General features: G+C 64.0%; 25 protein-coding genes. 18 read left to right on the top strand and 7 right to left on the bottom strand.

The features are described 5' to 3' along the window. Nucleotides 1-90: 90 nt before the first annotated feature. Both WBG82_RS11845 and WBG82_RS11840 read left to right on the top strand, forming a co-directional pair. Nucleotides 91-1,179 carry an AraC family transcriptional regulator gene (locus tag WBG82_RS11845; protein WP_424424729.1) on the top strand — a complete coding sequence of 363 codons (1,089 nt, stop codon included), beginning with the start codon at nucleotides 91-93 and terminating at the stop codon, nucleotides 1,177-1,179. 317 nt (nucleotides 1,180-1,496) lie between these two features. Further along, nucleotides 1,497-2,033, top strand: a complete 537-nt coding sequence (locus tag WBG82_RS11840) for a transposase (RefSeq protein ID WP_424424728.1) — start codon at nucleotides 1,497-1,499, stop codon at nucleotides 2,031-2,033. On the opposite strand, the gene WBG82_RS11835 is transcribed toward WBG82_RS11840, so the two are convergent. The 3 genes from WBG82_RS11835 to WBG82_RS11825 form a co-directional block, all read right to left on the bottom strand. Further along, nucleotides 2,023-2,412: a response regulator gene (locus tag WBG82_RS11835; protein WP_424424727.1), complete on the bottom strand. Its 390-nt coding sequence runs from the start codon at nucleotides 2,410-2,412 to the stop codon at nucleotides 2,023-2,025. The genes WBG82_RS11840 and WBG82_RS11835 overlap by 11 nt on opposite strands. A 93-nt stretch (nucleotides 2,413-2,505) precedes the next feature. Further along, nucleotides 2,506-2,919 carry a response regulator gene (locus WBG82_RS11830; RefSeq protein ID WP_424424726.1) on the bottom strand — a complete coding sequence of 138 codons (414 nt, stop codon included), beginning with the start codon at nucleotides 2,917-2,919 and terminating at the stop codon, nucleotides 2,506-2,508. 75 nt (nucleotides 2,920-2,994) lie between these two features. Then, complete coding sequence (locus tag WBG82_RS11825) at nucleotides 2,995-4,557, bottom strand: TadG family pilus assembly protein (protein WP_424424725.1); 1,563 nt, start codon at nucleotides 4,555-4,557, stop codon at nucleotides 2,995-2,997. Nucleotides 4,558-4,920: 363 nt separating this feature from the next. Here WBG82_RS11825 and WBG82_RS11820 point away from each other — a divergent pair, with 363 nt between their 5' ends. After that, nucleotides 4,921-5,958 carry a hypothetical protein gene (locus WBG82_RS11820; RefSeq protein ID WP_424424724.1) on the top strand — a complete coding sequence of 346 codons (1,038 nt, stop codon included), beginning with the start codon at nucleotides 4,921-4,923 and terminating at the stop codon, nucleotides 5,956-5,958. 110 nt (nucleotides 5,959-6,068) lie between these two features. Here the strand turns inward: WBG82_RS11820 and WBG82_RS11815 are convergent, their stop codons facing one another. After that, a complete protein-coding gene (locus WBG82_RS11815; protein ID WP_424424723.1) occupies nucleotides 6,069-7,739 on the bottom strand; it encodes a ShlB/FhaC/HecB family hemolysin secretion/activation protein in 1,671 nt (556 codons plus the stop codon). A gap of 599 nt (nucleotides 7,740-8,338) precedes the next feature. On the opposite strand from WBG82_RS11815, the gene cpaB reads away from it, so the two are divergent. The 11 genes from cpaB to WBG82_RS11760 all read left to right on the top strand — a co-directional run bounded on the left by cpaB (nucleotide 8,339) and on the right by WBG82_RS11760 (nucleotide 19,050). After that, complete coding sequence (gene cpaB / locus WBG82_RS11810) at nucleotides 8,339-9,241, top strand: Flp pilus assembly protein CpaB (RefSeq protein WP_424424722.1); 903 nt, start codon at nucleotides 8,339-8,341, stop codon at nucleotides 9,239-9,241. Between the two features lie 38 nt (nucleotides 9,242-9,279). Further along, nucleotides 9,280-10,656, top strand: coding sequence for a type II and III secretion system protein family protein (locus WBG82_RS11805; RefSeq protein WP_424424721.1), 1,377 nt, complete (start codon nucleotides 9,280-9,282; stop codon nucleotides 10,654-10,656). Nucleotides 10,657-10,660: 4 nt separating this feature from the next. Next, nucleotides 10,661-11,860, top strand: coding sequence for an AAA family ATPase (locus tag WBG82_RS11800; RefSeq protein WP_424424720.1), 1,200 nt, complete (start codon nucleotides 10,661-10,663; stop codon nucleotides 11,858-11,860). Next, nucleotides 11,857-13,098 (top strand): CpaF family protein, encoded by a 1,242-nt coding sequence (locus WBG82_RS11795; RefSeq protein ID WP_424424719.1) that lies wholly within the window; start codon nucleotides 11,857-11,859, stop codon nucleotides 13,096-13,098. Before WBG82_RS11800 ends, WBG82_RS11795 begins: the two co-directional genes overlap by 4 nt. Before the next feature lie 19 nt (nucleotides 13,099-13,117). Continuing rightward, a complete protein-coding gene (locus WBG82_RS11790) occupies nucleotides 13,118-14,044 on the top strand; it encodes a type II secretion system F family protein (protein WP_424424718.1) in 927 nt (308 codons plus the stop codon). A 10-nt stretch (nucleotides 14,045-14,054) separates the two neighbouring features. Continuing rightward, nucleotides 14,055-14,996, top strand: coding sequence for a type II secretion system F family protein (locus WBG82_RS11785; protein WP_424424717.1), 942 nt, complete (start codon nucleotides 14,055-14,057; stop codon nucleotides 14,994-14,996). Then, the gene (locus WBG82_RS11780) at nucleotides 14,993-15,706 is read left to right on the top strand and encodes a tetratricopeptide repeat protein (RefSeq protein WP_424424716.1); all 714 of its coding nucleotides are present in this window, start codon (nucleotides 14,993-14,995) and stop codon (nucleotides 15,704-15,706) included. The genes WBG82_RS11785 and WBG82_RS11780 overlap by 4 nt, the downstream gene beginning before the upstream one ends. 23 nt (nucleotides 15,707-15,729) lie before the next feature. Next, nucleotides 15,730-15,984 (top strand): hypothetical protein, encoded by a 255-nt coding sequence (locus tag WBG82_RS11775; protein WP_424424715.1) that lies wholly within the window; start codon nucleotides 15,730-15,732, stop codon nucleotides 15,982-15,984. A 171-nt stretch (nucleotides 15,985-16,155) separates the two neighbouring features. Then, nucleotides 16,156-16,365 (top strand): Flp family type IVb pilin, encoded by a 210-nt coding sequence (locus WBG82_RS11770; RefSeq protein WP_424424714.1) that lies wholly within the window; start codon nucleotides 16,156-16,158, stop codon nucleotides 16,363-16,365. A gap of 22 nt (nucleotides 16,366-16,387) precedes the next feature. Next, on the top strand, nucleotides 16,388-16,867 hold the full coding sequence (locus WBG82_RS11765) for a TadE/TadG family type IV pilus assembly protein (protein WP_424424713.1): 480 nt from the start codon (nucleotides 16,388-16,390) through the stop codon (nucleotides 16,865-16,867). A gap of 44 nt (nucleotides 16,868-16,911) precedes the next feature. Next, complete coding sequence (locus WBG82_RS11760; protein ID WP_424424712.1) at nucleotides 16,912-19,050, top strand: sensor histidine kinase; 2,139 nt, start codon at nucleotides 16,912-16,914, stop codon at nucleotides 19,048-19,050. On the opposite strand, the gene WBG82_RS11755 is transcribed toward WBG82_RS11760, so the two are convergent. Next, nucleotides 19,025-19,795: a response regulator transcription factor gene (locus WBG82_RS11755; protein WP_424424711.1), complete on the bottom strand. Its 771-nt coding sequence runs from the start codon at nucleotides 19,793-19,795 to the stop codon at nucleotides 19,025-19,027. The genes WBG82_RS11760 and WBG82_RS11755 overlap by 26 nt on opposite strands. 341 nt (nucleotides 19,796-20,136) lie before the next feature. Here WBG82_RS11755 and WBG82_RS11750 point away from each other — a divergent pair, with 341 nt between their 5' ends. After that, nucleotides 20,137-20,310, top strand: coding sequence for a hypothetical protein (locus WBG82_RS11750; protein ID WP_424424710.1), 174 nt, complete (start codon nucleotides 20,137-20,139; stop codon nucleotides 20,308-20,310). A 36-nt stretch (nucleotides 20,311-20,346) separates the two neighbouring features. On the opposite strand, the gene WBG82_RS11745 is transcribed toward WBG82_RS11750, so the two are convergent. Further along, nucleotides 20,347-20,802: a Rap1a/Tai family immunity protein gene (locus tag WBG82_RS11745; RefSeq protein WP_424424709.1), complete on the bottom strand. Its 456-nt coding sequence runs from the start codon at nucleotides 20,800-20,802 to the stop codon at nucleotides 20,347-20,349. A gap of 315 nt (nucleotides 20,803-21,117) precedes the next feature. Here WBG82_RS11745 and WBG82_RS11740 point away from each other — a divergent pair, with 315 nt between their 5' ends. The 3 genes from WBG82_RS11740 to WBG82_RS11730 all read left to right on the top strand — a co-directional run bounded on the left by WBG82_RS11740 (nucleotide 21,118) and on the right by WBG82_RS11730 (nucleotide 24,196). Further along, nucleotides 21,118-21,816 (top strand): hypothetical protein, encoded by a 699-nt coding sequence (locus WBG82_RS11740; protein ID WP_424424708.1) that lies wholly within the window; start codon nucleotides 21,118-21,120, stop codon nucleotides 21,814-21,816. A gap of 543 nt (nucleotides 21,817-22,359) precedes the next feature. After that, on the top strand, nucleotides 22,360-22,884 hold the full coding sequence (locus WBG82_RS11735; protein ID WP_424424707.1) for a PAS domain-containing protein: 525 nt from the start codon (nucleotides 22,360-22,362) through the stop codon (nucleotides 22,882-22,884). Beyond that, nucleotides 22,859-24,196, top strand: coding sequence for a methyl-accepting chemotaxis protein (locus WBG82_RS11730; RefSeq protein WP_424424706.1), 1,338 nt, complete (start codon nucleotides 22,859-22,861; stop codon nucleotides 24,194-24,196). Before WBG82_RS11735 ends, WBG82_RS11730 begins: the two co-directional genes overlap by 26 nt. A 37-nt stretch (nucleotides 24,197-24,233) precedes the next feature. Here WBG82_RS11730 and fdxA read toward each other — a convergent pair whose 3' ends face one another. Next, a complete protein-coding gene (fdxA, locus tag WBG82_RS11725; protein WP_424424705.1) occupies nucleotides 24,234-24,575 on the bottom strand; it encodes a ferredoxin FdxA in 342 nt (113 codons plus the stop codon). Between the last annotated feature and the right edge of the window lie 303 nt (nucleotides 24,576-24,878).

Here is a 24,878-nt window from a genome sequence, read left to right as displayed (position 1 = left end):
GCAATCTTTTTTCGTTTGCTCACACAGGCCCTGCGCCGCGGTTGCCGCTGCGCTGTTTCGGAACTATGGTCCGGTTGGGTGAGGTCCGATGTGGCCAAAGACGAGAGCGGATATGGGCAGGAGATGAAGGTCCAGGCCGCATATGTTTTTGCATTCGCGAGGATCTTGCGCGAAGCGGGGCATGACCCCTCCCTTCTGGCTGGCGCCGCCAGGCCGCTCGAAGAGGAAGAGTTCTACCAGCTCTGCGGCAGGGCCGTGGCGCTCACCGGCGATCCTTCGCTCGGCCTTCGCTTCGGCAGTTCGCTTCATCTCGGCTCCCACGGCGTGCTCGGCCATGCGCTGATGAGTTGCAGGACGCTTCGTCAGGCCGCCGAGTTTCTGGTTCGCCACAGTCCCGTGGGCACGGCGCGGAAGAGCATCCGCTTCGCCTTCGATCAGGAAGGCGTGGCGCTCACGCTGACGCCATCGGTGGAGGTGCCCGGCGCGCCGGCCTTTCTGCCGGAAGCCTTTTTCGCGGCGACCGTAACCGCGCTCGAGGAGCTTGTCGGCGCCGATCTCGAGGGCTGCCGGCTCGAATTCGCCTTCAGGCCGCAAATGCCGGAGGAGATATACCGGCGTTATCTGAGGCTACCCATCGCCTTCGACAGACCGGCCAACCGGCTGATCGGCCCACGCGAGGCGGTGGACAGGCCGCTTGCCGCCGCCGGCAATGCGATCGCCGATATGTATGTCCGCCAGTGCGGAGAGCTGCTGCGCAAGCGTGGGCAGGCGGAGAGCTGCGCGCTCGAGGTCCGGCGCATACTGGCTGGCGAGCGCGGCCACCTTCTCAATGAATATGAGGTTGCCAGAGCGCTCAATATCAGCAGCCGCACTCTTCGCAGGAGGCTTCTGGGCGAGGGCGAATCCTTCCAGCTCATACGCGACGACGTGCGCAACGGGCTGGCGAAATCATGCCTCCGGGAAACGGAACTGAGCGTGGCGGAAATCGGCACGCTTCTCGGCTTCGAGGACACGGCGAATTTCCGCCGCGCCTTCCGGCGCTGGAACGGATGCTCGCCACAGAAATTCAGGACCGCGCGCCTCGGGGCGGGGCCGATGGCGGAGATGCCGGACGCGCATGCGCCTTCGTCGCGCAATCGGGATGAGAGCCGCGGAGCCTCGATGCAGGCGCTCACATAACTCGACGCAATTCCCAATGACCTCGCCCGCCCCCGGCAGCAGACTCGCATCGTACCCGCTCAAAACCGGGTAAGCGCTTGAGTTGCCGGTCTCGACCGGCGGCGAGACCCGATCGGGAAGACGGCGGAGATCCGAGCGAATGCCCCCCAAGCTCCGTCTTATGGCTCGACGCCGTCTTTCCGAACCCGCCTGGTCCCGCTTCGGTCGGAACCGGCAACTCTCCGCATCTGACGGGAATGTCATGGCCCGATCGCCGGTCGATCTGCGTGGTGTCTCCCGAGGCTTGGAACAGTCATCGAATGACGGAACGGCGGCTCATGTCGGATGAAATCACAACCCTTCCCGCATCGCTGACGATCGCCAGCAGAGCGTTCGGCCGCGTCGTGCAGTTTCCTTCTCTCGGCGAGGTGCTCGAATCGGAAGAGCTGAGCCGCGCCCTTCTGGAAGTCGCGCGCTGGCCGCACGGGCCCGAATGCCTGAATTGCAAGACGCTTGGCGCCGCCTGCCGCCTCACGACGCGGCCGGGATTGTGGACCTGCAAGGCGTGCCGACGCTGCCAGTACAGCGTGACATCGGGAACGCCGCTCCACGGCACCCGCGTATCGCTGACATCCTGGGTCGTGCTGCTTCACATTCAGGAGGTTCGTCGCCAGCGCCCCAGCATATCGCAGGTGAGCCGCAAGCTCGGCGTGAGCTACCTGACGGCCAAGAGCATGCTGCTCAGGCTCGACGAGCTGCGCGCCAAAATGCCCGCCATGTCGGAGCGCATCCGCTCGCAGCTTCTGGATCTGTCTCTCGGACGTCCGGCATCGCCGCCGGAGCAGATTCAGGCGACGCCCCTCATCAGAGGTTGATTGCGGCTTCCGGCTCGATCTCGCCAAAGGTCGATTTGAGGAAGCTCATCAACTTCGGCAGCTCGACGGGTTTGGGAAAGGCCATGACGGCGCCGCAATCGGTGCTGATCGCATATTTCAGCGCGTCGGTGTCGCCGGTCATGAGGATGATGACGGCGCGATGATCGAGGTTGCGCGCGGCATCCGCAACGCGAACGCCATCCCATCCGGGCATGTTGACGTCGAGCATCATGATGCGGGGGCGATGCCGGGCGATCATCTCGACGGCGTGGTGGCCGTCATGCGCCCTTATGACGGAGAAGCCCGCATGTTCGAGGAACTCGCTCATTTCCGCGAGCTGCGCTGGATCGTCATCGGCAACGAGGACATTGGCCTGCATAATCCGGACGGCTCCTCTGAGAGTTTCCATACCTGCCATCATGAGGCGCCGGGAGTGATTAAGAGTTCGTAAATGGTCACGGGCGCGCGGCCTTCAGATTTGTGCTGATTTGTCGTCGCCGGCGCTGGCGAGCGCCTTCTCCAGCGCGGCGAGCGTGACCGGTTTGCCGAGAACGCCGCCAAGCCTGATTCCGTAGGGCTGCGCGAGCGTCTCGGCCATCGAGAGCAGGGAAGGTTCCGCCGCCGAGACGATGATGACGGTGAGAGCGTCCTTCCCCTTGTAATCGCGGATCACACGCAACGCCTCGAAGCCGTCGAAATCGGGCATGTGAAGATCGAGGAGAAGAAGCTGCGGCTCGACGGAGGCAAGAAGCGCGGCGAAGCGGCCGTTGCCGTTCCGCGTCGCGACCTCATATCCGCGGCGCGCCAGCGCCTCGGCGCATTCTTCCGCGAAGGCTTCATCGTCGTCATAGACAAGCGCGCGGCGAAGCTGAATATCTGCGTTCATGTCTCGTAACTCCCTGCGCTCCGGGGCGTCCGGGCAACCGTGTGAACGGATGTGAAAGCTGCGCTCTCCATACGCCTACTCGACGAGCATTGGCGTGCATTTAACGCCGGAGAGGGTTACGTCCATGTTTCCCAGCCGCACGCCCAGCGCCTGCAAGGTGGGCAGAAGAACGGTGCCGAGCGTTTGAACCAGCGTCGAAACCGTCGTGTTGATGAGCGGTGTGACGAGAGGGATGGACGGGGTGACGCTCAGCGAGCTTCTGAGATCCGTCAGAAGCGAGGCGCCGGGATCGGTGCCGCTGACCCTTTGCGTCTCGCCGATGCTGGCGAATTTCAGTTCGGTCGGGCCGGCGCCGGCGGCGGTCGTGCTGCCCGAGATGGTGATGAGGCTGAAGCCCGCGAGCGAAACCTGCGCCGCGCCGGGAGCGGGCGGCGAGGAAAAATCGACAAGCGCCTGATTGCTGACGGTCGCGAAGCGGGCTGTCGCCGCGCCGGCGGTGCTTGTGATGTGGGCAAGATCGTTCGGCTGGCAGGGTATGGCGCTGGCGATCGCCGTGCCTTCCGCCCCTTCGATGTAAATGGGCACGGAAATGCCCGTCGCGGGCAATACGAGCGGAATGGCGATCGTGGCGTTCAGTACGATGGCGATCCTTATCTGAGCGGTGTGGATCGTCGTGCCTGCCTCGCCGATCGTGAATCTCATCGGCGTACCGATGGCGAGCTTCGCGCTCGTCACATTGGGAATGCCGAGCCCGAGACCGATGGTCTTGCCAGTGCTCGCCGAGCCGATCGAGCCCTCGATGATGTCGAGCATGGAAAGCCGCGCGGTGCTGCTGCCCTGACCGATGGCCTTGTCCGAGAAATAGCCCGCATCGACGACGTCGCCGATTCTCATGCTCGTGCCGGATGGCACGCGGCCCGCGATCATGTTGATGCCGGACAGCGCAACGCTCGTATCCGATGACCCGTCAGACCCGCTTTGCAAAGCTTCTGCCGCCGCATCGAGAACCTGTCCGATGCTGGCATTTGCGTTCAGGAGGTCGCCATAGCTCGATCCCGTGCCGAGCCCGACCTTCGTCGCCAGCGCGTCGAGAAAGGACAGCGCATCGACCTGCGCCCGGGCGAGCGCCTGATAGTCGGCGAGCGAAAGCGAGACGGAGCTGCCAAGAAGGCTGCCGAGGATCGAATTGATGGCCCCGGCATCGAGATTGGCAAGCTGCGTGCCCGCGCCGAAGGCAACGGTCGGTGAGATCGTGGCCGTCGCTCTCGCTGTGATGTTGGCGAAGTTCGAGAGGCCAAGCGCGCGGGAGAAATACATGCGCGCCGTCGCCTGCGTCGAGACGCGCACGGCGTTGATCATCGCGGGGTCGTTCGTAGGGGTGAAGCGCTGGCCCGCCGCTTGTGAGCTGTCATAGCGGCCGAGCTCCGCCAATCCGAGATTCCCTGCATCGAAGCCGTTCTGCGCGAGCGCATCGGTGGCGGCGGGTTGCGCGTTCTCGAGGTTCTGCGCGGCGGCGAGCGCCGCCGCATCGGTCGCTGCCTGTAGCGTCCGCCGCGCGAGAAGCATCGAGCCTGCATCGACAACGACCGCAGCGATGGCGATGACGAGGACCAGCACGCCGGCGGCAATGACCGACACGATGCCCGCTTCGCAAGACCCGAAGCCGCGCCCGCCGCGCCGCGCGGCACGGAGGCGGAGTTGTGATCCTGGCGATGCGTGGCTGGCCGGTATCAAGGCGAGCACCTCCTTCATGCGGCGCATGATCGGACGAAGTTGCAGAAGAGTGAAGACCCGGCCGCTTTACTTTGGCGTTAACGCCATTCCCGGATCGGGACCCGTGTGTGAGCATCCTGACATATCTGCACAGATCAGCACACAGAGCACATCACCGTTGGACTACAAGGAATGAGGGCCGGGGCCGAGCGCTCCGGCAGTCGCTCTTCAATCCGTCCGTCAGTGGAGGTGTTCGTGTTGGGGATGGCAGCGTTCAGGAAGGCGCTCATGATTTCGTCGGCATGTCTGATGCTTGCGGCATGCGCGACAGACAAGATCTCATATTCCTCGGAAGTCGGCGGCGGCACTGCGGGAGCGCCGGGCACGCCGGGTGCGCAGGGTGCGCCGGGAGAGCCTGGCTCGCCGGGCCTGCCGGGCTCGTTTCTTGGTGATGGCGGCGCGCTGGACGGCGGCCTCGGCGTGGTGGGCAGCGGCGGCGTTCTCGCCAATGTCATCGGCAGCGATCCCATCGGCGGCGCGGTGGATGGCCTGCTCGGCGGCGACAATGCCATCTCGCAGATCCTCGGTACCTCGCCCGATGCGACGAACCGCGGGCTCGTGCCGGAGCTCGCCGCTGCGGCGGCTGGCGATCCGAATGCTGTGGTGCTCAATGGCGGCCTCGGCGTGGCGGGCTCGGACGGGCTCCTCGCCGATCTCACTGGCGCCGATCTCGGCGGCGCCTTGCTCGGAGGTCAGGGCCTGATCCCGGCCGGTGTCGCGGGCGGCAATGACGGCCTTCTGGGCGCCGTGCTCGGAAGCCATGTCGCCGATCCGCTGCTGGCGCCGGTGGCGCAGGCAATGCCCGTATCGACGCTCGCCGACGGGCTCTCGCAAATCCCGCAACTCGGCGTGACGGGAACGGACGGTGTCGTCGCCTCCCTGCTCGGCACCGACCTCCTCGGCAATCTCGTCGGAACGCAAGGTGCCGCGCCGACAGTGCTGGCCGGCGGATCGTCCGGCGCTATCGGCTCGCAGATGCCGGCAGGAGAGCCGCCGCTCGCGCCCTTGGGCAGCGGCGCCGTGCAGGGGCTCGATGTGCTGGCGGGAAATGCGCCGAGCCCGATTGGCGGAGCGCTGCCTGCGCTGCCGGGCCTTCCGGCGGGCGGCGGGCTTTCCCCATCCACGCTGCCGGGAACGGGTGCGCTGACAGGCGCGCTGAACCCGGTGACTGGCCCCGTGACTGGCGCCCTGAGCCCGGTCACGGACGCGGTGAGCGGCCTTCCCGGCATTGGCTCTGCGCTGGGCGGACTTCTCGGAAGTCCGTGAAGGCGCGGGCGGCGCTTCGCCCATCTGCTCTCGCTTCGGCATTTGAAGATTGAAAAGCCCGAACCTCGGTTCGGGCTTTTCCTTGTCGGCGGAGTGCGATCGCTTTTCCGTCAGAGCCGGACTTCGACCGAAAAATAGAGGCGCGGGTCCCGGTGGCCGCGAGAGGCCACATCGCGATTGAGCGGCTTATCGAGTTCGACGCCGATGGCGAGCCATTTCCGGTTCGAGAAAGTCGTGCCGATGCCGGTGGAAACGAGCTGCGCATTGCCCTGCTGATCCACGGGCTTGTTATAGACATGCGAATGATCGACGAATGTGTAGGGCGTGATCGTCCAGCCGCCGAGCATTTCGCTGTCGAGCCGGTACTGAATCTGGATCGAGCTTCCATAGCCGCTGTCGCCCGAGACTTCCGAAGTGTCATAGCCACGTGCGAAACGCGCGCCGCCAAAGGCGATTTCCTCCGAGGCGTAAAGCGAGTCCGGACTGTACTGGCCTTCCACGTTGCCGGTGACGGCGAGCTTCTCGGTCAGCGCATAGGACAGGCTGGCGCTGGCATTTGCCTTGAAGAAGCGGGGCTCCGCTCCGAGGCGGGAATGCGCACGGTTCTCCGGCCCGCCATTGAATATGCCGAAGCCTTGCGTGATCCGCAGGCGCGTGCCGAAGAATGCACGCGTTCCGATCCGCGCCGAATAGCTCGCATCCGCATAGGCGGCGCGTATGGCGTCTTCCGAAAAGCGCACGCCGTTGAGATCGTTATGGGCCTGTGTCGCATAGATGCCGGCTGTGCCGACGAGGTTCTGCCCGATCGAACGGATGAAGTGGTAGCTGATCGCCGCGTCGATGCTGCTGCTGATGCCGTCGAGATCGAATGTCGAGGGAAGGTTTTCGGCCCGCGACTTCACATAGGATGCGCCGACCGTCGCCCGCATGCCGTCGGAGCCGATGAAGGTCGAATAGGCGAGACGGAAAAACTGGTTCGTGCTGATCTGCGGGGTGGCGAGCACCGTCATGGAAAGCTGCTCGCCATCGCCGAGCGCGTTGTTCACGGCGCCTGTGAGGTAGGTCTGGAAAGGCGTGCTGCCGAGATTGACCCGGTTGTCGAGTGTGGTGTCGAGCGTGAAAAGGTCATGCTCGGTCTTGAGCGCCATGGTCGCTTCGCCGGTATAGATGTTCATTCCGGTGAGCTGTCCGCCGACCTTGACCCCGGGTATGTCGCTGATGAGCAGGAGATAGCGTTCGAGCGTCGCCTTTCTGAGCGGCCTTTCCGCACTGATGCGCTTGCTGAAGCTCTCGATGCTCGCGCGCACCGCCTCGCTGTCCGTTTCGATGGCGATCCGGCCGATATAGCCTTCGACGACGCGGATGATGAGCGTTCCGCCCTGCATGACCTGAGGCGGCACGAAGGCGCGCCCGAGCGCATAGCCCGCATCGTCATAGAGCTTGTTGACGCGGTCGAGGGCGGCGCGCAGATCGTTTGCCTTGATCGGCTTGTCGAGGAGGCCGTCGAATTCGCGGGCGATGACGGCCCTGTCGATGGCCGTTGCGCCCATGATCCGCACCTGCGAAATGCGGAAATTCAGCACCCGACCGGCGCCATCCGGAAGACCGAGATTTTCGTGTAGTCTCGGCGCTTCGCGGCGCGGCAGTTCAGGCGAAGGCAGCGGCGGCGCCAGAACGCTGTCCGGTGACGGCGCATTGAGTGGAGAGGGCGCGGAGAGCGCCGGCTGCGCCGCCAGAACGCAGCCCGATGCGACGGCGATGAATTTTTTTCGGATCGACATGCTCCCTCCGTTGAACGATCTGCGCGCATGGCTGCTCCGCACAGGGCGGGCAGTGGTGGAAAAAGCGTACAGGTGAAGGGGCGGGGAAAAAGACGAATCCTGTCTTTAATCTGGATAACACGGGACGCAGTGTGCGGCCCTTGTCGAGAAGTGTCGAACCGCGTCGACACTGTCTCATTTGTGCGTAGGCGGATGGCTGGTCGTCGCCCGGAGCATTCGGCACGCATACTCGCCGCTTTAAAAAGCGACAAAACATGAATCGAATTCGCAAACCCATAATTATATTGTGGTCAAGTCATCAGTCTGCTGCGCTATCCGGAGGCGGAGTATTTTAAAACTTATTTCCATAAAATTGCAATAACCATCGGCCGAATGGTTCGTGGGCGTTGCATTCGTGATGGTCAATGTTTCAAATGTGTTTCCACTCTGGGCCGACATGCGTTCCAATGCGGATATTTTCTTGGTCGCTAATCAATTCGTAGGCAATGTTGTGTCTGATGGTGAAAAAGTGAAACCGTCAGTTCTTGTGCCCTGATGCCATTGAGTGGAGTGATCCTGGCGGAGGATGCCCGTCCATAGAGCGATGAGGGGGTGAGACGATGAGATTTGTTCAGAGGATTCAAAGGAACCCACTGACACTTCTCTTTCTGGGGATGGCGCTCATTCTGGTCGCCATCGCGCTCGTCTGGATAAATGTCAGCACACGGTATGCAAACAGCCGGGAAGCGACTGCCCCCGCTCATGCCTCGCCGGAACAGATTTCAACCGCATCCATACTCTTTGCAAAACAGGAAATCCGGCGCGGAAGCGCCGTCAGGCCCGACGATCTCGAGCTTCGCGAAGTGGCGGCGCCCGCGCCGCCGGGCAGTTTCACCGATACGCCGTCGGTCGTCGGTCGCGTCGCGACGAGCGACATTCTCCCCGGCCAGATCGTCATCGCAGGCGCGCTGAGCGAGGAAAGGGTTGCGGCCGGCGTTGCCGCCCTCGTTGCGGCCGGCGAGCGCGCCTTTTCGGTTCGTGTGAGCGAGGATCAGATCGCCGGCGGCTTTCTGCGCGTCAATGATCGCGTCGATGTTTTTGTGACGCTACCCGGTGCGCTGCGTGCGCAGAGCGCCGATCCGGCGCATAGCGGAGGCGATCAGAGCAAGAGCGCGCTTCTCCTGCAGAACATCGCCGTGCTTGCCGTCGGCGAGAGGCTCGTGACGAGCGGGCCGGACGCGCTCAACGGCGTGCGCACGGTCACGCTCGCGGTTACGCCCAATGCCGTGGCGCGCCTGGTGCTTGCCGACCGGCTCGGCAGGATCGCTCTCGCCATCCGCAATCCATCCGACAGCGAGGTCGCGCCGCAGGATCTGGTCGGCCTGTCCGATCTCGATTCGACGTCGCCTGAAGTTCGCTCCGCTGCCGCTTCGACGGTGAAGAGGGAGGGCGCAGCGTCGCCGGGACACCGGATCACGATCTATTCAGGCGCGACCACCACAAGCGTCACGACGGACCGTTGAGAAGCCGCTTTTCATGCGGCCGAACCATGGAAGTTGAAATGCGGTATGTAGAAAATTCGTGGCGCAGGTCGCTTTCCGTCATCGCGGGAATTGCCCTGCTGCTGAGCCTTTGCGCCGGAGCCGGCGCCGCGCTGGCCGCGCAATCGGCGGCCATGCAGGTTCCGCTCGGCGGACAGAAGATCCTGAAGCTCGATCGGGCCGTCGACCGCATCGCGATCAGCGATCCGAAAGTCGTGGACGTGAAGGTGGTGAATTCGCGCGAGTTGCGCTTGCTGGGGCAGAATTCCGGTTCGTCCGATCTCACTGTCTGGTTCGCGGGGAGCAGCCGCAGCGTCTCCTACCGATGCGTCGTCGGAGCCGATCTTGGCGGGCTCGAGGCGGCTCTCGCCGCCGATCCCTCCTTCGCCGAGGTCGCCGTTTCGAACACAGGCAAGACGACGGCGCTGAAGGGCAAGGTCTATAGCCTTGCGGATCGCGCACGGCTCGGCGAACTCGCGCTCGGCTATGTCGGCAAGAATGTGAACAACATGGTCGAGATCGCGGATCAGCGCATGGTGGCGGTGGAGATCCGCTTCGCCGCCGTGCAGGTGAACACGCTGAAGGCCCTCGGCCTCAACTTCAGGACACTCGGCGGCAATTTCGAATTCGCCTCGACAACGCCGAACTCGGCCGCGCCCACCTATACGAACGGCTCGGGCCTGAACCTCAATCCGACGCTTCCGGTCGCCGAAGCCTTCAATCTTCTCCTGTCCTGGCCGGGCTCGAACAATTTTCTTGGCGTCGTAAGCGCTTTGAGCGAAGCCAATCTCGCCCAGATGCTTGCCGAGCCGACGCTGCTCGTGCGCAGCGGCGAGCAGGCCGACTTTCTGGCCGGCGGCGAAATTCCCATACCCGTTCCGCAATCCGGGGCAACGAACGGTGCGATCACCATCCAGTACAAGAAGTTCGGCGTTCAGCTCGGCGTCGAGGCCACCGTGCTCGATAATGACCGCATCGTGCTGAAGGTGAGCCCGGAGGTCAGCGAACTCGATCCGGCAAACGGCATCTCCATTCAGGGGTTCAATATTCCGGCGATCAGGACGAGATCGACGAGGACCACGGTGGAACTCGGCAACGGACAGAGCTTCGTGCTGGCGGGCCTCATGTACAGTAGCTCGTCCAATCTCGAGGACAAGGTGCCCGGCATCGGCGACCTGCCGATCATCGGCAATTTCTTCAAGACGACGAACAACAGCCGCCAGCGGCAGGAGCTGATCGTCATCGCGACGCCGCATCTCGTCTCGCCCATGGCCGCCGGAGGCGTTCCGAAACTGCCGGGCGAGGGCCTGCCGAAATATGACAAGAGCTTCGGCGGGATGCTGCTCAACACATCCCAGCTCGACGACCATATCGTGCAGTACGGATTGATGAGGTAGGACGATGCACCGGTTGCTTCTCATTTCCAGCGACCATGCGCTTGGCGACAGGGTGAAGCGCGCGCTCGATTCGATTGCAACGGTACTGCGCGCAGACCCCATCCTCGACAATATTCCCGATACGGCAAAACAGTTCGGCCCGGAGGCCGTTATCGTCGACAGCGAGGCGCGCACAGGCGCGCAGACAACTTACGAACGGCTCCACGCCATCCGGCAGTGGTTCGACCCGGAGACACCGGTCATCGTTGTCGGCAATGAAATGGGCGCGCAGCTCATCCTCACGGCCATGCGCGCGGGCGCGCAGGATTTCATCGACAGGGATGCCAACGACCGCGAGTTCAAGCTCGTCCTGCTGCGGCAGCTGACATCGCACGCTGGCGGCGCGAAGGCCGAGCGCGGCCGCATGGTGTCGATATTGAGCGCCGCGCCGAGCGATGAATGTCGCGACCTCGGCGTCAATATCGGCTGCACGCTTGCCGCCTCCCGCCCCGCCGACGGCGTGATCCTCGTCGACCTCTCCCTGCCTGCGTGCGATGCCGGGATTGCGCTCGGCATCGACCTCCAGTTCCGCGTGAACGACGCTGTGCGGGAGATGGCGCGGCTCGACCGCGCGCTTCTCGATGGCGCGCTTGCGCGCTGTCCGCGCTCCGGCCTTTATGTTCTGCCCCTGTCGCTCTACGGCGACGACGATGGCTGGGCCGTCGACATGCAGGACTTGCGGGCCCTGCTCGAAATTCTGCAATCGCTCTATGAGGTGACGATCGTGAATTGCGGGCCCTTTTCCCGCAATGAGGATCTGATCGGGCTGCCGGCGGCGAGCGCGGCGATCTTCCTTTCCTGCAATCAGCGTCTCACATCCATCAAGGCGACGGGCGAGCTTCTGCGCAGGGTGAACGCATTGCGGCCCGCGGCACTGGAGCCCCGTCTTGCGGTGCATGAGATGGCGCAAACCCTCACGCCTTCATTCTCGGAAATCTGCGATGCGCTCGGCGCCACCCACGCCATGCGGCTTCCAGCAAGATGGGCGGCGCTCGCCGAAAGCGTTAATCGCGGCGTGCCGCTGAGCCTTTCGGGGCCGTCGGAATATGCCGATGAACTCGCCAGGGGTCTTGCCGAGCTCGGCCTGATGCCCGATGCCGCCCGACGGGCGCAGGATGCGCCGATGCGCGCCTGGGCGCGCAAGCTCATGGGGATCCTGCCATGAGCAAGCCGCTCGAGCCTTATGATCGCGTCTCGCTGAGCGCCGCTTCGGCCATCGGCGTCTCGGATCGCTATCAGCAGATCAAGTTTCGCGTCTTCGATCTGACTCTCGAATATCTGGAGCAGCAGGGCGTTCAGGGCGAGGCCATTCCGCGCGCCGTGCTTCAGGACGAAATCGCGAGAGCGATCTCCATCGTCCTGATGTCGCGCGGCATCGCCCTCAATCTGAAGGAGCGCGCCCAGCTCATCGAGGACGTGCAGAACGAGATCGTCGGCTTCGGCCCGCTCGAGCCGCTTTTGAACGATCCGGAAATCGATGACGTCATCGTCAACGGTCCCAACAACATCTATGTCGAGCGCCGGGGCGAGCTGGAGCCCGTTTCGACGCGCTTCCGCGACACGACGCATCTGATGAACGTCATCCAGCGCATTGTCAGCCCCATAGGCCGCCGTGTCGATGAAGGCACGCCCTATGTGGACGGTCGCCTGCCGGACGGATCGCGCGTCAATGTCATCATCCCGCCCGTGGCGCTCGACGGACCCATCGTTTCCATCCGCAAGTTCAAGCGCACGCCATTGACGGGTGAGGACCTCGTGCGCGGGCAGGCGCTGACGCAGGAGATGCTGGCCTTTCTGTCGGATGCAGTCCGCGGCAAGCGCAACATTCTCATCTGCGGCGGGACCGGCTCCGGCAAGACCACGCTACTTAATGTGCTGAGTTCCTATATCGGCCCGAAGGAGCGCCTCGTCACCATCGAGGATGCGGCGGAGCTTCAGTTGCAGCAATCCCATGTCGTCAGGCTGGAAACGCGGCCAGCCTCGCTCGACGGCGCGAGCGAGGTGAGTTCGCGGGACCTGCTGCGCAACGTCCTGCGGATGCGGCCGGACAGGATCATCCTCGGCGAGGTGCGCTCGAGCGAGGCGATCGAGATGCTGCAGGCAATGGGCACCGGACATGATGGGTCCATGGCGACGATCCACGCCAACGGCCCGCGCGATGCGCTGGAGCGGCTTGAAATGCTGATCGGCCTTCATGGCTTCTCGGCAGACCTTCAGGCGGTGCGCCGTTTCATCTGCGGCGCGATCGATATCGTCGTGCATGTCCAGCGCCAGACCGGCGGCGTCCGCCGCATCGCCGCGATCTGCGAGGTGACGGGCATGGAAGGCGCGACCTATTCGATGCGCGAGATTTTTGCGGCGGGAGAAAAGAAGGAGGGGTTCCAGAGCCGGCGAATTGTCTAGCCGGACCGGAAGCATGGACATGTTGCAGATCGTTACGGCAATGGCGGCTGTTCTCTGTCTCGCGGGCGGTATTCTCGCCGTCGCGGGCTGGCGGCGCGGAACAAGGGCGGCCGCAACGAGGCAGCGCCTGTCCGAGCTTGCGGGAGCGCGCGAGCTGCCAGCGGCAAGTCCCGCTCTCGCCGCCCGTCTGCGCGACATCGACAGGCTTCTCCCGCGCTGGCTCGCACGCCGCCTGTTCCAGGCGGGCATCGCCGTCAATGGCGCGCGCGCATCATCGGCGCTTCTCGGGCTTTCGTTCGTCTGGCTCGTTCTTGCCGTCGCTATTGGTCCGGGCGCGGCAACCGTGATCGCCGTCACGCTCGTCGCCGTGGCATTCGGCGTCGTCGACTACATGGCTACGCGGCGAATGGATGCGCTCGCCGCCACAACGGCCGGATTTTTCGACCGGCTGCGTCAACTGCTGATCGTCGGGAACAGCCTTTCCGTGGCGCTTGCCCGCGCGACTGAGTCCTCGCCGCCGATCGTCGTCGAATTCTATTCGCCGACGGTCCGGCGCATCGCCAATGGCGCGGGCGTCGCCGAAAGCGTCAATCAGCTCGCCGACGATCTCGATCTGCATGAAGTGCGCCTTCTCGGCACCGCCATCGAGACGAACCTCCGCTTCGGCGGCTCCCTGACGGCCGTGCTCGCAAATCTGATCGAGAATATTCATCGGCGCGCCGTGGTGGACCGCGAGGTGCGCGCGAACACATCGCAAATCCGCGCAAGCGCCTGGACGCTGGGGCTTCTGCCTCTGGTCGCAAGCGCGCTCGTGATGATGACGAACCCGGAATATATGGAATATTTCATCCGCGAACCGGCGGGCCACAGGATGCTCATCTATGCCGCGATTTCAGAGGCGATCGGCATCCTGCTCATGCGCTCGATCGTTCGCGTGACCTATTGACGAGGTGGCCGTGACGCTGACTGTCTTGCCGGGACTGAACTGGATCGTGGCGGCGCTGTCCGTCGGCGCGGGGGTCTTGGCCATTCTGCTCTCGGCGTCGAGCATCAGCCGGCAGCGCAGCTCGGGTACGCGCCTCGCGCTTCTGATGGGCGGCGAACATGCCGGCCGCAATATTCTTCATCTGCTGATCGGATGGCTCGAAGGGGCGGGGCGGAAGCTCTCCGGCGAAACACCGACGACAAGGCAGATCAGGCACGAACTTGCGAAGGCGGGCTATTTCTCGCCCGCGGCGCCATATGTTTTCCTTGCTCTCCGCCTCCTGATCTCGCTTGCGGCTTTCGTCTCGATCCTGATCTGGCGCGGCGGGCAGGGGATCGACCTCCTGCTCGCGCTCATATTCGGCTATCTCACCTATCGCTGTTCGCTCATCCTCGTGAAGGTCGTGGGCGAGCGGCGCGCGCGGCGCATCCAGCGTGAACTGCCCTCAGTTCTCGACCTCATTCTGATGGTGCTCGACAGCGGCGTCAGCATCGACCAGTGCCTGCACTATGTGGCGAGCGTGACGGCCCGCTCGGCGCCGACGACTTCGGCCGTTCTCGTCAAGCACATAGCGGATGTCGATTCAGGTCTTCCCTATGACGCGGCGCTCGACCGGCTCGGCCAGCGCCTCGCGGTCGATGAAGGCGTCGATTTCGCAAGCCTCCTCAAACAGGCGACGTTTCACGGCGGCGAACTGGGGCCGAGCCTCCGGCGCTACTCGACGGAGCTTGCGGAGCGGCGCCTTTCCCGCGCGCGGGAGGAAGGCGGCCGCCGCGCGACATATCTGACCATGGTGATGGTCTTCTTCTTCGTGCCGGTTCTGCTCGTCGTGCTGCTCGGTCCGGCGGTCGTCGATGTGGGCGACACGCTCCGCTCGGTCGCGGTCAAGGCGCATAAGGTTCAACCGAAATGAAAAGACGGACAAGCCTTCTCATTGCCGGCTCCCTGTCGCTGCTTCTCCTTGGAGCGTGCGACAAGCACACTCTCGGCGCGATGGATGCGCTCGACACCTCGGGCAATGCGGCGGCGCCGCTTGGCGACACATCATCGGCCACGCTTTATCTGGCCATCGTCGAAGGGCTGATCGATCAGGGACGATACCGCGCCGCGCTCGGATATCTCGATCAGTATGCGGTGGCGGAAAGGAAAACCCCGCGCTACCTGCGACTGCGCGGAGAAGCGCTGCTTGGCGTCGGGCGCTACGACGAAGCCGCGATGGTATTCTCCGATCTCGCGGACACGGAGCTTGCCGCCGCGGGCTTCAACGGGCTCGGCCGCGTGGCAGCGGCGAAGAACCTCTGGTCCGATGCGGAGAAGAACTTCGCGCAAGCCGTCGCCGCCCGCCCGTCGAGCGCCGACTATCTCAACAATCTCGGCTTCGCGGAGCTTCACCTCGGCGGGGACGCGCTGTCCCGCGCCGAATTCAATTTGCGCCAGGCACAGGAAATCGACCCCTCATCGGCGTCGATCCGCAACAATCTCGTGCTCGCGCTGCTCATGGTCGGCAAGGACGATGAAGCCCGGAAGATACTAGACAGTATAGAAATGCCGCGCGAGCGCGCCGCGGTGCAGAAATTCGCAGTGGACTGGGTTCGCGCCCGGCAGAAATCGAAGCTCGAATGACAGCAAAGGGAAGGAGATAGAGGATGAGACGACTGATCGGAATTTGCGTCTTCCCGCCGCTGGCTTTCTGTCTGGTGGCTTGCGCCATGCCGCCGCCACCGCAGGATTCAACCCAGGTAGAGCAGGTGATGAAGGCGCAGCTCGCGGCCGCCGCGCCTTCGAAAGGGGAGGCGCCCACGATGAGCGGCGCCGAAGCGGAGCGGATTTATACGAACTATCTCGACGGGATCGGAAAGCCGCTGGCACCGCGCAACGGTGGCAGCATGGCTCAACCCTGACGAGAGAGCCTGACGGCGGGGCGCGCCGAAGGGATTTCGCTCCGCTCACACAAACTGAAGAATGAGCACAATAGCTCACACGGAACGGGAGTAGCCTCAGGGAGGACTTGAAAGAGAGGGGATGTGTCGCTGCACAAGGGCCTTGGCCCTATAGTCATATGGAGGAGAGCAGTGTTTACGTCGAACTTGAAATCCGTTGCAAAGCAGTTCTTTGCGGATGAGAGCGGCATTTCCGCCGTTGAGTACGGTCTGCTTGCCGCCGGCATCGTCGTCGGCCTCTGGGCGATCGTTGGCGGGACTGGAGGGATCGGTTCGAGCCTCAAAAGCGTCTTCACCTCGGTGAAGACCGATCTCGCATCGGCCGCGCCGACATCGCCCTGATGCGGCTCCGGATCGGGTCGTCATGACACGAGACCGCGACAGGACGGTGAGCGGTGCGCGCGGCATCCTCGCGCGCACCGTGCATCGCGCTCTGGCCGATCGGCGGGGCACGGCCGCGATCGAATTCGCGGTCGTCGCCGCCGTCTTCCTGATGATCCTCTTCGGCATCGTCTCCCTCGGCTTTCAGTTCGCAACCCGCATCGCGCTGAGCTATGCAGTGGCCGAGGGCGGGCGCGCCGCGGTCGGCGGGATCACCGATGCGGAACGGACGACGCTTGCGACCTCCGCGATCACCTATGCGCTCAACGCCTATTCGCCGCTCGTCGATCCGGCGCGGGCAACCGTATCGATCACCAATATCGGCACGACCGGCGCAGGCAAGGTCATCCGGATCAGCATCGCCTATTCCGACCGGCGATTTTCAAACCTGCCTTTCGTTCCCGACTTCAGCGATTTGCCGCCCATCTCGACGACTGTCATCGTTCGGGACCCGGCAGGATGAGGCGACGGATGGTCGAAACGATGTCAGCCGGGCAAGAGCGAGCGATGGAGGGGGAAAGCGAGGGGGCATTGCATCTCGATCGCGCATTCGTCGACATCGCGCTTCGTATCTCCGGCATCGACGATGCCATGGAGTTGCGGCAGGCGCTCGCAGGCATCTCCGACCTCCTTTCCGCTTCCGACCAGGGAACGAGCTACGCGCTTTGCGAGGTGAGCATCGAGCCGAGCGTGCGCCCCGTCATTGCCTGGCAGGCGGGAGGCGAGACATTCGCTCTTGCGGAGGATGAGAATTTCGCGGCCTGGTTCGCGCGCGCGCGGCAAAATCCGGGCGAGGCGGAGCCACTGAGCGGCGGATGCGGAGCAGGGCTCTTGTGGAAGGTCGCTTCCAACGCCGGCTGGGAGAGCCATGCCGGGCTTTTCGTTTCGGGCGAGCTGCCTTCGGACGAAAAGGCCGAGAGGCTGCGCGCCATCGTGAAGCTCGTCGCCCTCGCGCTTGGCCGCGTCGCGCGTGGCCGCTTCGAGAAGCTGAGGCAGCGCCGCCTTGCCGAGAGCAATCAGGATGCCTTGTCCTGGCTTGAGCTCGGCGTCGATATCGTCTGGGAGGCGACGAGCGCCGGCGTCATCCGCTGTCGCCGCATCTTCAATCGGAGAAGCGACATCGCCGACGCGATCGAAGGCAGGAATCTCGATTCCGTGGTCGTGGGCGCGGGTGGAAGAAATCTTTTCGATCTCCTGTGCGCGGAAGGGCGTGTCGCTCGCCTGAGCGCGAGGTTCGACGGCGTGCCCGCCATCGAGGGGCAGAGGTTCCATGTCTCGGGCCTGAAAAGAGAAGCGGAGAGCGGCCATGGTTCGGCATTCGTCGGCACGCTGAGCTGCCTTCACATGCGGGCCTCATCTGCCTTTGCGGATGAAGCGGCGACGGCGCTGACGCAGGCTCGCGCATCGCGCGCGCGCGAGGAGCAGATGCGGATCGAAGCGGAGGCCATGCTAGAAGGCTTGCGCCTCCTGCTCGCAGGCTCGACATCGCGCGAGAAGCTTGCCCGGCTGACGGCGCTGCTTGCGGAAGGAATCAAGGCCAGCGACGCCATGATCATCGAGGCGGGGTTCGACGGGCGCTTGCGCGCTCTCGCGCCTTTCCGTTCGACGCTCGATGCGTCCTACGCGCCGATTGCGAAAACCCTGGCGCGCGATCTCGCCGGGACATCGCTGAAACTCTATGGCGGCGAGGAGGAGATGGGCGAGGCGATCCGCTACCGCTTGGGGATGGAGGGCGAGAATTTCCTTGCTCTCGCCCTGCCGCTCAGGTCGCAATCCGCCTATTTCCTATGCGCTTCGCGCGGCGATTTCGGCCCGGCCGCGGTTGCCTTCGCCGAGCGGTTCGGCCTCCTGCTGCGGCAGGCGCTTCTGCTTCGCGAAGAACAGGCACAGCTTGCGCAAACCGCGAAGATGGCGGCACTCGGCCAGATGTCGGCGAGCATCGCGCATGAACTGAAGCAGCCGCTCAACACGATCTCGCTCGCCACGCAGAACCTCGAAGCGCTTCTCGACCTGCCGAATTTCACGCCCGCCATGGCAGAAGCGAAGATCGCGCGCGTTCTCGCGCAGGTCGAACGCGCATCGAATGTGATAGACAGGATGCGCCGCTTCGGCCGAAAGAGCATCGGCGACAACGAGCCGGTCGAGCTGCTCGAAATGGCTGAGGGCGTCGTGGCGATGATCCGCCATGCGACGGACCGCGCAGGCGTCGAAGTGATTTTCGATATTGCGCCCGGGCTTTCCGTCGATGCGGATCGCCTTCAGATCGAGCAGGTTCTGGCCAATCTCGTCCAGAATGCGGTCGATGCGATTTCGGGTGTTGGCGCCGAAGGGCGGGACGGTGATGGAGAGCGCATCATCCACATTACGGCCATGGAGGCGGATGACGGCATGATGGTCGAATTGCGCGTCGAGGATAGCGGGCCCGGCTTCCCGCCCGGGATCGTCGAGCGCGTGCTCGAACCCTTCTTCACCACGAAGCCGGCGGAGCAGGGCACGGGGCTCGGGCTTGCCATATGCGATGCGATCGTGCGTGAAAGCGGCGGCCGCTTGATGCTCGGCAACCATGCGCGCGGCGGCTTCGTATCGCTTTGCCTGCCGCGCGCGGCGGAAGATCGCTCCGTCACGTCTCGGACGGAAAGCCTGTAAAGAGATATCCCTTGCCGCGGATCGTCTTGATCACCATCGGATGATCAGGATTGGGCTCGAGCTTGCGGCGCAGTTTGACGACGATGCTGTCGAGGCTGCGATCATAGGGCTGCCACTGCCGGTTGAAGACGCGGCGGCAGAGATCTTCCCGCGTTTGCGGCCGGCCTTCATGGGCCACCAGTTCGATGAGGAGGTCGCATTCCGCGGTCGTGAGGGGGACCAGCTCGCCTTCCGGCGACAGGAGGTTCCGCCGCACGGGATCGAAGTGCCAGGAATTGCCGTCTCCGCCCTCGGCCTTCGGGGCATTTGCCTTCTGCGCATTGGGGCCCGATCCGCCCGAGCGGCGCAGAAGCGCGCGGATGCGCGCGAGAAGTTCGCGCAGATTGACCGGCTTCACGATGTAGTCGTCGGCGCCAAGCTCGAGCCCGACCACCTTGTCCGTCGTTTCGCCATGCGCCGTGACCATGATGCAAGGCGTCGAATGGGTCTGCCTGATCTCGCGCAGAAGATCGAAGCCATTGTCCTTGCCGAGCCAGAGGTCGAGCACGATGAGGCTGAAGCGGCGCTGCCCGCAAGCCGCGAGCGCGGAGCGCGCATCATGCGCTTCTGAAATCGCAAAGCCGTGTGCGGACAGATATTCCCGCAACTCGCTGCGGATCTCGGCGTCGTCATCCACGAGCAGGAGCGAGGCGGTGCCTTCGATCGGACCTTCGCTGGTGTCGATTGATGCGCCGGATGGAAACATGGCCTCTTCCTCCCTCGTGACGTGCTGGCTTGATCGATCGCGGTAAACGGAAACGCTCTGACGCAACGCGCCGGTGCCATCGTTTCTGTGTCCAGATGCAGCCGGCCTGAAAAAAGAAGTCGAGATCATGCTACGCCCCCTATCATTAAGAAAATTCTGACCCATGACCAGATGGCGCGTGGATCATCTTCGCGTCGAATGCTGGCCGGGCCAAGGGGCAGCGGGGCCGCTGCCACCAATTGCTACAGATTTCCACAGTCCTTCCCTCCGAATTCGCCCATCTTGAGATTAACGAATGCGTCGAACCGGCAGTATCGGCGTCGAGAGAGGAGGCACGGATCATGAGAGACAAGCCTGTGGCATGCGACGAACATCTCACGCCGCTGGATGAGAGCCTGAGCGATCTTGGCGATGCGGTTCGGAGCCTGAGCGACAATGAATTGCGCGATCTGCTGGTGGCGCTACTGTCCGAATGGCGCGACCGCTGCGGCATGGAGCAGGGCTTTACCAACTGAGCCGATGAAGCGCGCGACATGTCTGCCACGCGCATTTCATTGTGCCGGCAGGCCCGTGGCTCTTGGCTCGTTCTGGCTCGTCTTCGCATTGGCGCGCGAGCAGGAGTAGCCCCATGCGAGGCTCGTCGTCAGATCGACGCTGGCCGGCAAGTCCCTGATCTGCGGCCTTTGCTGCAGGAGCGCCAGGAACAGAAGGCGCACTTGCTCCCCGCTGACGCCGTTCGGCGGAAGGCAGAAGGGCGAAGACGTCATTCTCGTTCTCACAAGGCCGTAATGGCCGAGAAAGCCCTGAATGTAGGAGCCGCAGACAAGAAGGCGCTCGCGCTCCGCGGCGGTCATGCTCCGGGCGTTGGCGGGGTTCGCGCAAACCTGCTCGAGATCGGAGCCTGTCTGAAGGAAGTAGTGCTCGCCGGCCTCTGTCGTCGCGCCGGCCTGTCCCGTAATGAAAAGCGCCATTGCCGCGATTCCGAAGATCATTTGAACTCGCTTCATCGTCCTCTCCCCTTCGTCATGCGCCCGGGCTGGCCGTCACCGCATCCCGGCTGGTGAGGGCGACTCTATCAACTTGGCTCAGACAAGTTTTTCGCAATTCGTGCTGTTTTGTGATCGGACGTGAAATGCCGCGAGCCCGATGCCGCTCGATGACGGCAAGGCCGCGCCCGCGACCCGCCGGGGCCGCTGGACATCCGTTTGCGGACGAAACAAATCCCTACCTAAGCCCACACGCCTCTACACCTGAAGTCGTCAGCCTCGGCGTAACGTGCATGCACAGGTTCACCCCGCATCCGGGAGGAGAAGATGCAAGGAATGAAGCGCGTACGAAACGCCCTGCTCGCCACCAGCGCCATGGCGCTTCTTGCCGCTTGCGCAAGTGATGGGGCAGGAACGGCGGGCGGCGGCAATGCGGGTCCGCTCGCCTCGGTGCCCCAGATCGGCGTGACGGGCAGCGGAGGCGCGACGGAAGCGACCGGTCTTGCCGCGCTCACCGACCCCATTCTGGGAACGGATGGCGTGCTCGGCGGTGGAAGCGACGGGCTCGTTGGCGGCCAGGTTCCCGCCGATCAGCTCACGCCGCTGTCGAGCCAGTTGCAGCCCGTGGCGGATCAGGTGGCGGGCGCGCTCCCGCTCGACATGGTCACCGGGCAGATCCCCGCTCTGGGCGTCAACGGGAGCGACGGTCTCGTGAGCGACTTGACGGGGCAGGATTTGCTGACGCCGATCGTCGGCACCACGGGCATTCTCGGCGGCACGCTCGCCGGCGGCGATAGCGGCGCCATCGGAAACATCGTCCCTGCCGGAACGATCCCGAGCCTTCCCGTGGACGGACTGCCGGGACTTCCCGCCCTGCCGGGCGTTCCGGGCGGCAGCGGCGGCGATCCGCTCGCGCCGGTGACGGACGCGGTGGCAACCGTGACATCGACGCTCGGCGGCGCCACCGGCGGCGGCTCGGGCCCGCTCGCCCCCGTCACGGGTGTGCTGGACACGGTGACAGGCGCTCTGCCCTGAAAATCTGAACGAAGCCATGTGATGCGGAGCGAGGCGGACAAGATCCGCCTCGCTTCTTTTTTGCCCGCTTCCAGTTCGAGAAATGCACGCAAAAAAGAAGCGCCCGTATCCAGGATACGAGCGCTTCAGTCTCGTTTGAGGGCAGGGCGCAATGCGGAGCCCCTGGTGGGGGTGAGGGATGCTGCATCAAATTCGAGGCGAATAGCTCAAAATGATCGTCAGCAAGGCCCCGTATTCGCCGTGCCTCAACGCGAGAGCACTGTGGTCATGATGATGGCCGCCGCCAGCCAAGTCCATCGGTATTACAAAAAATTACACTTGAACGGACGTGTGCGGAATATCGCGAGGGGCGGCGAATGCTTCGAATTCCATATGCTGCTTGCGCCTCAGGTAATTCATCAGTCCTTGCGCCGGCATATCTGCCGTTGCTCGGCAAAGCCCGGAATTATAACACAGGTCATAGATATTCGATTTCTCCGTTTACGGATTCTTCCAAAGCAAAGAGGTATTTTGCACGCATCGAAAGGATCGGGGGGTCTGTAGATGGGAAGGATCGCTGTTGCGCCGTCGGGGCGGGAAAGCCCGTTCGGTGAAGATGAGATCATCGTCAGCAAGACTGATCTGAAAGGCAGGATCACTTACGCGAACGATGTGTTTCTCCGCGTTTCGGCTTATTCGCTCAACGAGGTTGTGGGCGCGCCGCACAGCATCATCCGGCATCCGGAGATGCCGCGATGTGTCTTCAAGCTGTTCTGGGACACGATTGCCGCGGGCAAGGAAATCTTCGCCTATGTGCTCAACATGGCGAGCAATGGCGACCACTACTGGGTCTTCGCGCATGTGACGCCGACCTTCGACGCAAGCGGCAATGCGGTCGGCTATCACTCCAATCGCCGCAAGCCCGACGAGGCGCAGATCGCGGCCATCGCACCGCTCTACAGGTCACTCCGGGAGATGGAGCAGGGCGCGCGTGGCCGCAAGGATGGAATGCGCGAGGCAAGCGAAAGGTTGAATTCGATTCTGGCAGAAAAGGGTGTGGCCTATGACCGCTTCGTCTTTTCTCTCTAACCCGTGGCGCGGTGAGCGCCTGTCCGCCGCATCGAGGACCGGCCTCCTGATCGGCGCCGGCGCGGCGGCCTGTGTCGTGAGCGGCGTCTCGGCCGCCGCTGTTCCAGCTTATGGTGAGGCCATGGCCCTCGCGGCCGACTGCGCCGCGCTTCTGTGCCTCGCAGGGGCTGGCTGGTTCTTGCGCGATCTCATGGCAAGGCTCGACCGCGCGGCGAGCGTCTGCATGGCCGCGGCGCGCGGCGATCTCGAAGCCCGCATTCTCGAAGAGCCGGACCGGGGCATCGTCGGCCGCATCCAGAACGGTATCAACGGACTTCTCGATGTGGCGGACGCCTTTGTCCGCGAGGCGCAGGGCTCGATGCATTATGCGAGCGAGAAGAAGTTCTTCCGCAAGGTCCTCCTGCGCGGGCTACCGGCCTCGTTCCAGAATGCGGCGCGCGTCATCAATGGCGCCGTTGAAATGATGGAGACGAACACGCATGAGTTCTCCACCTTCGCCAAAGTGAGCGTCGGCGGCGTCGCGCGCAGCGTTGCCGATGCGATGACGGAAATGCGGGCAAGCGCTGAAGCGCTGGCGCAGACGGCGACGGATTCGGACATGCGAGCCGGTGCGGCGGCCAATGCCACGCGCTCGGCCTCCGAGAATGTTCAGCGGGTCGCCTCCGCCGCCGAGGAGCTTTCGGCTTCCATCGCGGAGATCGGCCGTCAGGTCGAGCAGTCTTCCGGCATCGCGGCGGTAGCGGTCGCCGAGGCGGAAGGCACGAACATGAAGGTCAAGAGCCTCGTCGACGCGGCGGAGACGGTGACCAGGATCGTTCATCTCATCAATGATATTGCGAGCCAGACCAATCTCCTCGCGCTCAACGCGACCATAGAGGCCGCGCGAGCGGGCGAGGCGGGAAAGGGCTTTGCCGTCGTCGCGAACGAAGTGAAGGAACTCGCGGGACAGACGGCAAAGGCAACCGAGGAAATCACGGCTCAGGTTGCCGCCATTCAGGCCGCGACCGGCGAGGCGGCAGGCGCGATCCAGAACATTGGCCACACGATCGCGGACATCGACAAGGTGACGGCCGCAATCGCGGCGGCGATCGAGCAGCAGAGCGCGGCGACGGAGGAGATCGCGCGCAACATTCAGGCCGCGGCGGCCGGAACCGAAGAAGTGCTGCAGAACATCGTCGGCGTGACCGAGGCGGCGGGGGCGACGGACGCCGCCTCGCGTCAGATGGTCTCGGCCGCCCTCGACATTTCCGGGCAGGCCGAGCGCCTCAGCGCTGAAATCGAGGTCTTTGCGGAGAAGGCACGCGCGGCCTGAACGCGGGAAGGGGAGGCGGGCGGAGAGGAGCGGTGGCTCAGTCGCCTTCGCCCGGAGCCTCGCTGAAATATTTCTCGAGCTTGCCAGTCACGCCATCCATCTCCTTGGCGTCGGCCGGCGGCTCCCTCTTGCGCGTGATGTTCGGCCAGACCTGAGCATATTTGCGGTTGAGCTCGAGCCACGCCGCAGTCGCGCCGGCATTGGTGTCCGGAATGATGGCTTCGGCGGGACATTCCGGCTCGCAAACGCCGCAATCGATGCATTCGTCGGGATGGATGACGAGCATGTTCTCGCCTTCGTAGAAACAGTCGACCGGGCAGACCTCGACGCAGTCCATGTACTTGCACTTGATGCAGTTCTCGGTGACCACATAGGTCATGGGCCGGCCCTTCCAATGCTTCTAAACAACCTCATAAACCTCCGACGCGCGCAGGTTTCAAGGGCGTTCTCACCGGGCGCCGCGGAACTCTCCGCCCGTCTGGCAACCGCTCGGGGAAATCTGTCCGCCGCAGCGCCGCATACCGGCGGCAGGGACGACAGCGACCGGATTTAGTCGCCGCTGTCGCCCTCCGCAAGGGTCGTGTCGTCGCCCCCGCCGTCCAGGCGCTCATAGAGCAGGCGCGCCGTGGCGAAGGGGCCGCGGCGCTCGGCGAAGGCCAGGATCCGCACCACGACGGTGGCG

This window comes from Parvibaculum sp., assembly GCF_049671045.1.
GTDB lineage: Bacteria > Pseudomonadota > Alphaproteobacteria > Parvibaculales > Parvibaculaceae > Parvibaculum.
This window is presented reverse-complemented; position numbering and strand designations above follow the sequence as displayed.

Excerpts from the sequence above, each read along its gene's own strand:
- WBG82_RS11840 (WP_424424728.1), top strand. The coding sequence starts at position 1,497 with ATGTCGGATGAAATCACAACCCTTCCCGCATCGCTGACGATCGCCAGC.
- WBG82_RS11835 (WP_424424727.1), bottom strand. The coding sequence starts at position 2,412 with ATGCAGGCCAATGTCCTCGTTGCCGATGACGATCCAGCGCAGCTCGCG.
- WBG82_RS11830 (WP_424424726.1), bottom strand. The coding sequence starts at position 2,919 with ATGAACGCAGATATTCAGCTTCGCCGCGCGCTTGTCTATGACGACGAT.
- WBG82_RS11820 (WP_424424724.1), top strand. The coding sequence starts at position 4,921 with ATGATTTCGTCGGCATGTCTGATGCTTGCGGCATGCGCGACAGACAAG.
- WBG82_RS11815 (WP_424424723.1), bottom strand. The coding sequence starts at position 7,739 with ATGTCGATCCGAAAAAAATTCATCGCCGTCGCATCGGGCTGCGTTCTG.
- cpaB (WP_424424722.1), top strand. The coding sequence starts at position 8,339 with ATGAGATTTGTTCAGAGGATTCAAAGGAACCCACTGACACTTCTCTTT.
- WBG82_RS11805 (WP_424424721.1), top strand. The coding sequence starts at position 9,280 with ATGCGGTATGTAGAAAATTCGTGGCGCAGGTCGCTTTCCGTCATCGCG.
- WBG82_RS11800 (WP_424424720.1), top strand. The coding sequence starts at position 10,661 with ATGCACCGGTTGCTTCTCATTTCCAGCGACCATGCGCTTGGCGACAGG.
- WBG82_RS11795 (WP_424424719.1), top strand. The coding sequence starts at position 11,857 with ATGAGCAAGCCGCTCGAGCCTTATGATCGCGTCTCGCTGAGCGCCGCT.
- WBG82_RS11790 (WP_424424718.1), top strand. The coding sequence starts at position 13,118 with ATGTTGCAGATCGTTACGGCAATGGCGGCTGTTCTCTGTCTCGCGGGC.
- WBG82_RS11780 (WP_424424716.1), top strand. The coding sequence starts at position 14,993 with ATGAAAAGACGGACAAGCCTTCTCATTGCCGGCTCCCTGTCGCTGCTT.
- WBG82_RS11775 (WP_424424715.1), top strand. The coding sequence starts at position 15,730 with ATGAGACGACTGATCGGAATTTGCGTCTTCCCGCCGCTGGCTTTCTGT.
- WBG82_RS11765 (WP_424424713.1), top strand. The coding sequence starts at position 16,388 with ATGACACGAGACCGCGACAGGACGGTGAGCGGTGCGCGCGGCATCCTC.
- WBG82_RS11760 (WP_424424712.1), top strand. The coding sequence starts at position 16,912 with ATGGAGGGGGAAAGCGAGGGGGCATTGCATCTCGATCGCGCATTCGTC.
- WBG82_RS11755 (WP_424424711.1), bottom strand. The coding sequence starts at position 19,795 with ATGTTTCCATCCGGCGCATCAATCGACACCAGCGAAGGTCCGATCGAA.
- WBG82_RS11750 (WP_424424710.1), top strand. The coding sequence starts at position 20,137 with ATGAGAGACAAGCCTGTGGCATGCGACGAACATCTCACGCCGCTGGAT.
- WBG82_RS11745 (WP_424424709.1), bottom strand. The coding sequence starts at position 20,802 with ATGAAGCGAGTTCAAATGATCTTCGGAATCGCGGCAATGGCGCTTTTC.
- WBG82_RS11740 (WP_424424708.1), top strand. The coding sequence starts at position 21,118 with ATGAAGCGCGTACGAAACGCCCTGCTCGCCACCAGCGCCATGGCGCTT.
- WBG82_RS11735 (WP_424424707.1), top strand. The coding sequence starts at position 22,360 with ATGGGAAGGATCGCTGTTGCGCCGTCGGGGCGGGAAAGCCCGTTCGGT.
- WBG82_RS11730 (WP_424424706.1), top strand. The coding sequence starts at position 22,859 with ATGACCGCTTCGTCTTTTCTCTCTAACCCGTGGCGCGGTGAGCGCCTG.
- fdxA (WP_424424705.1), bottom strand. The coding sequence starts at position 24,575 with ATGACCTATGTGGTCACCGAGAACTGCATCAAGTGCAAGTACATGGAC.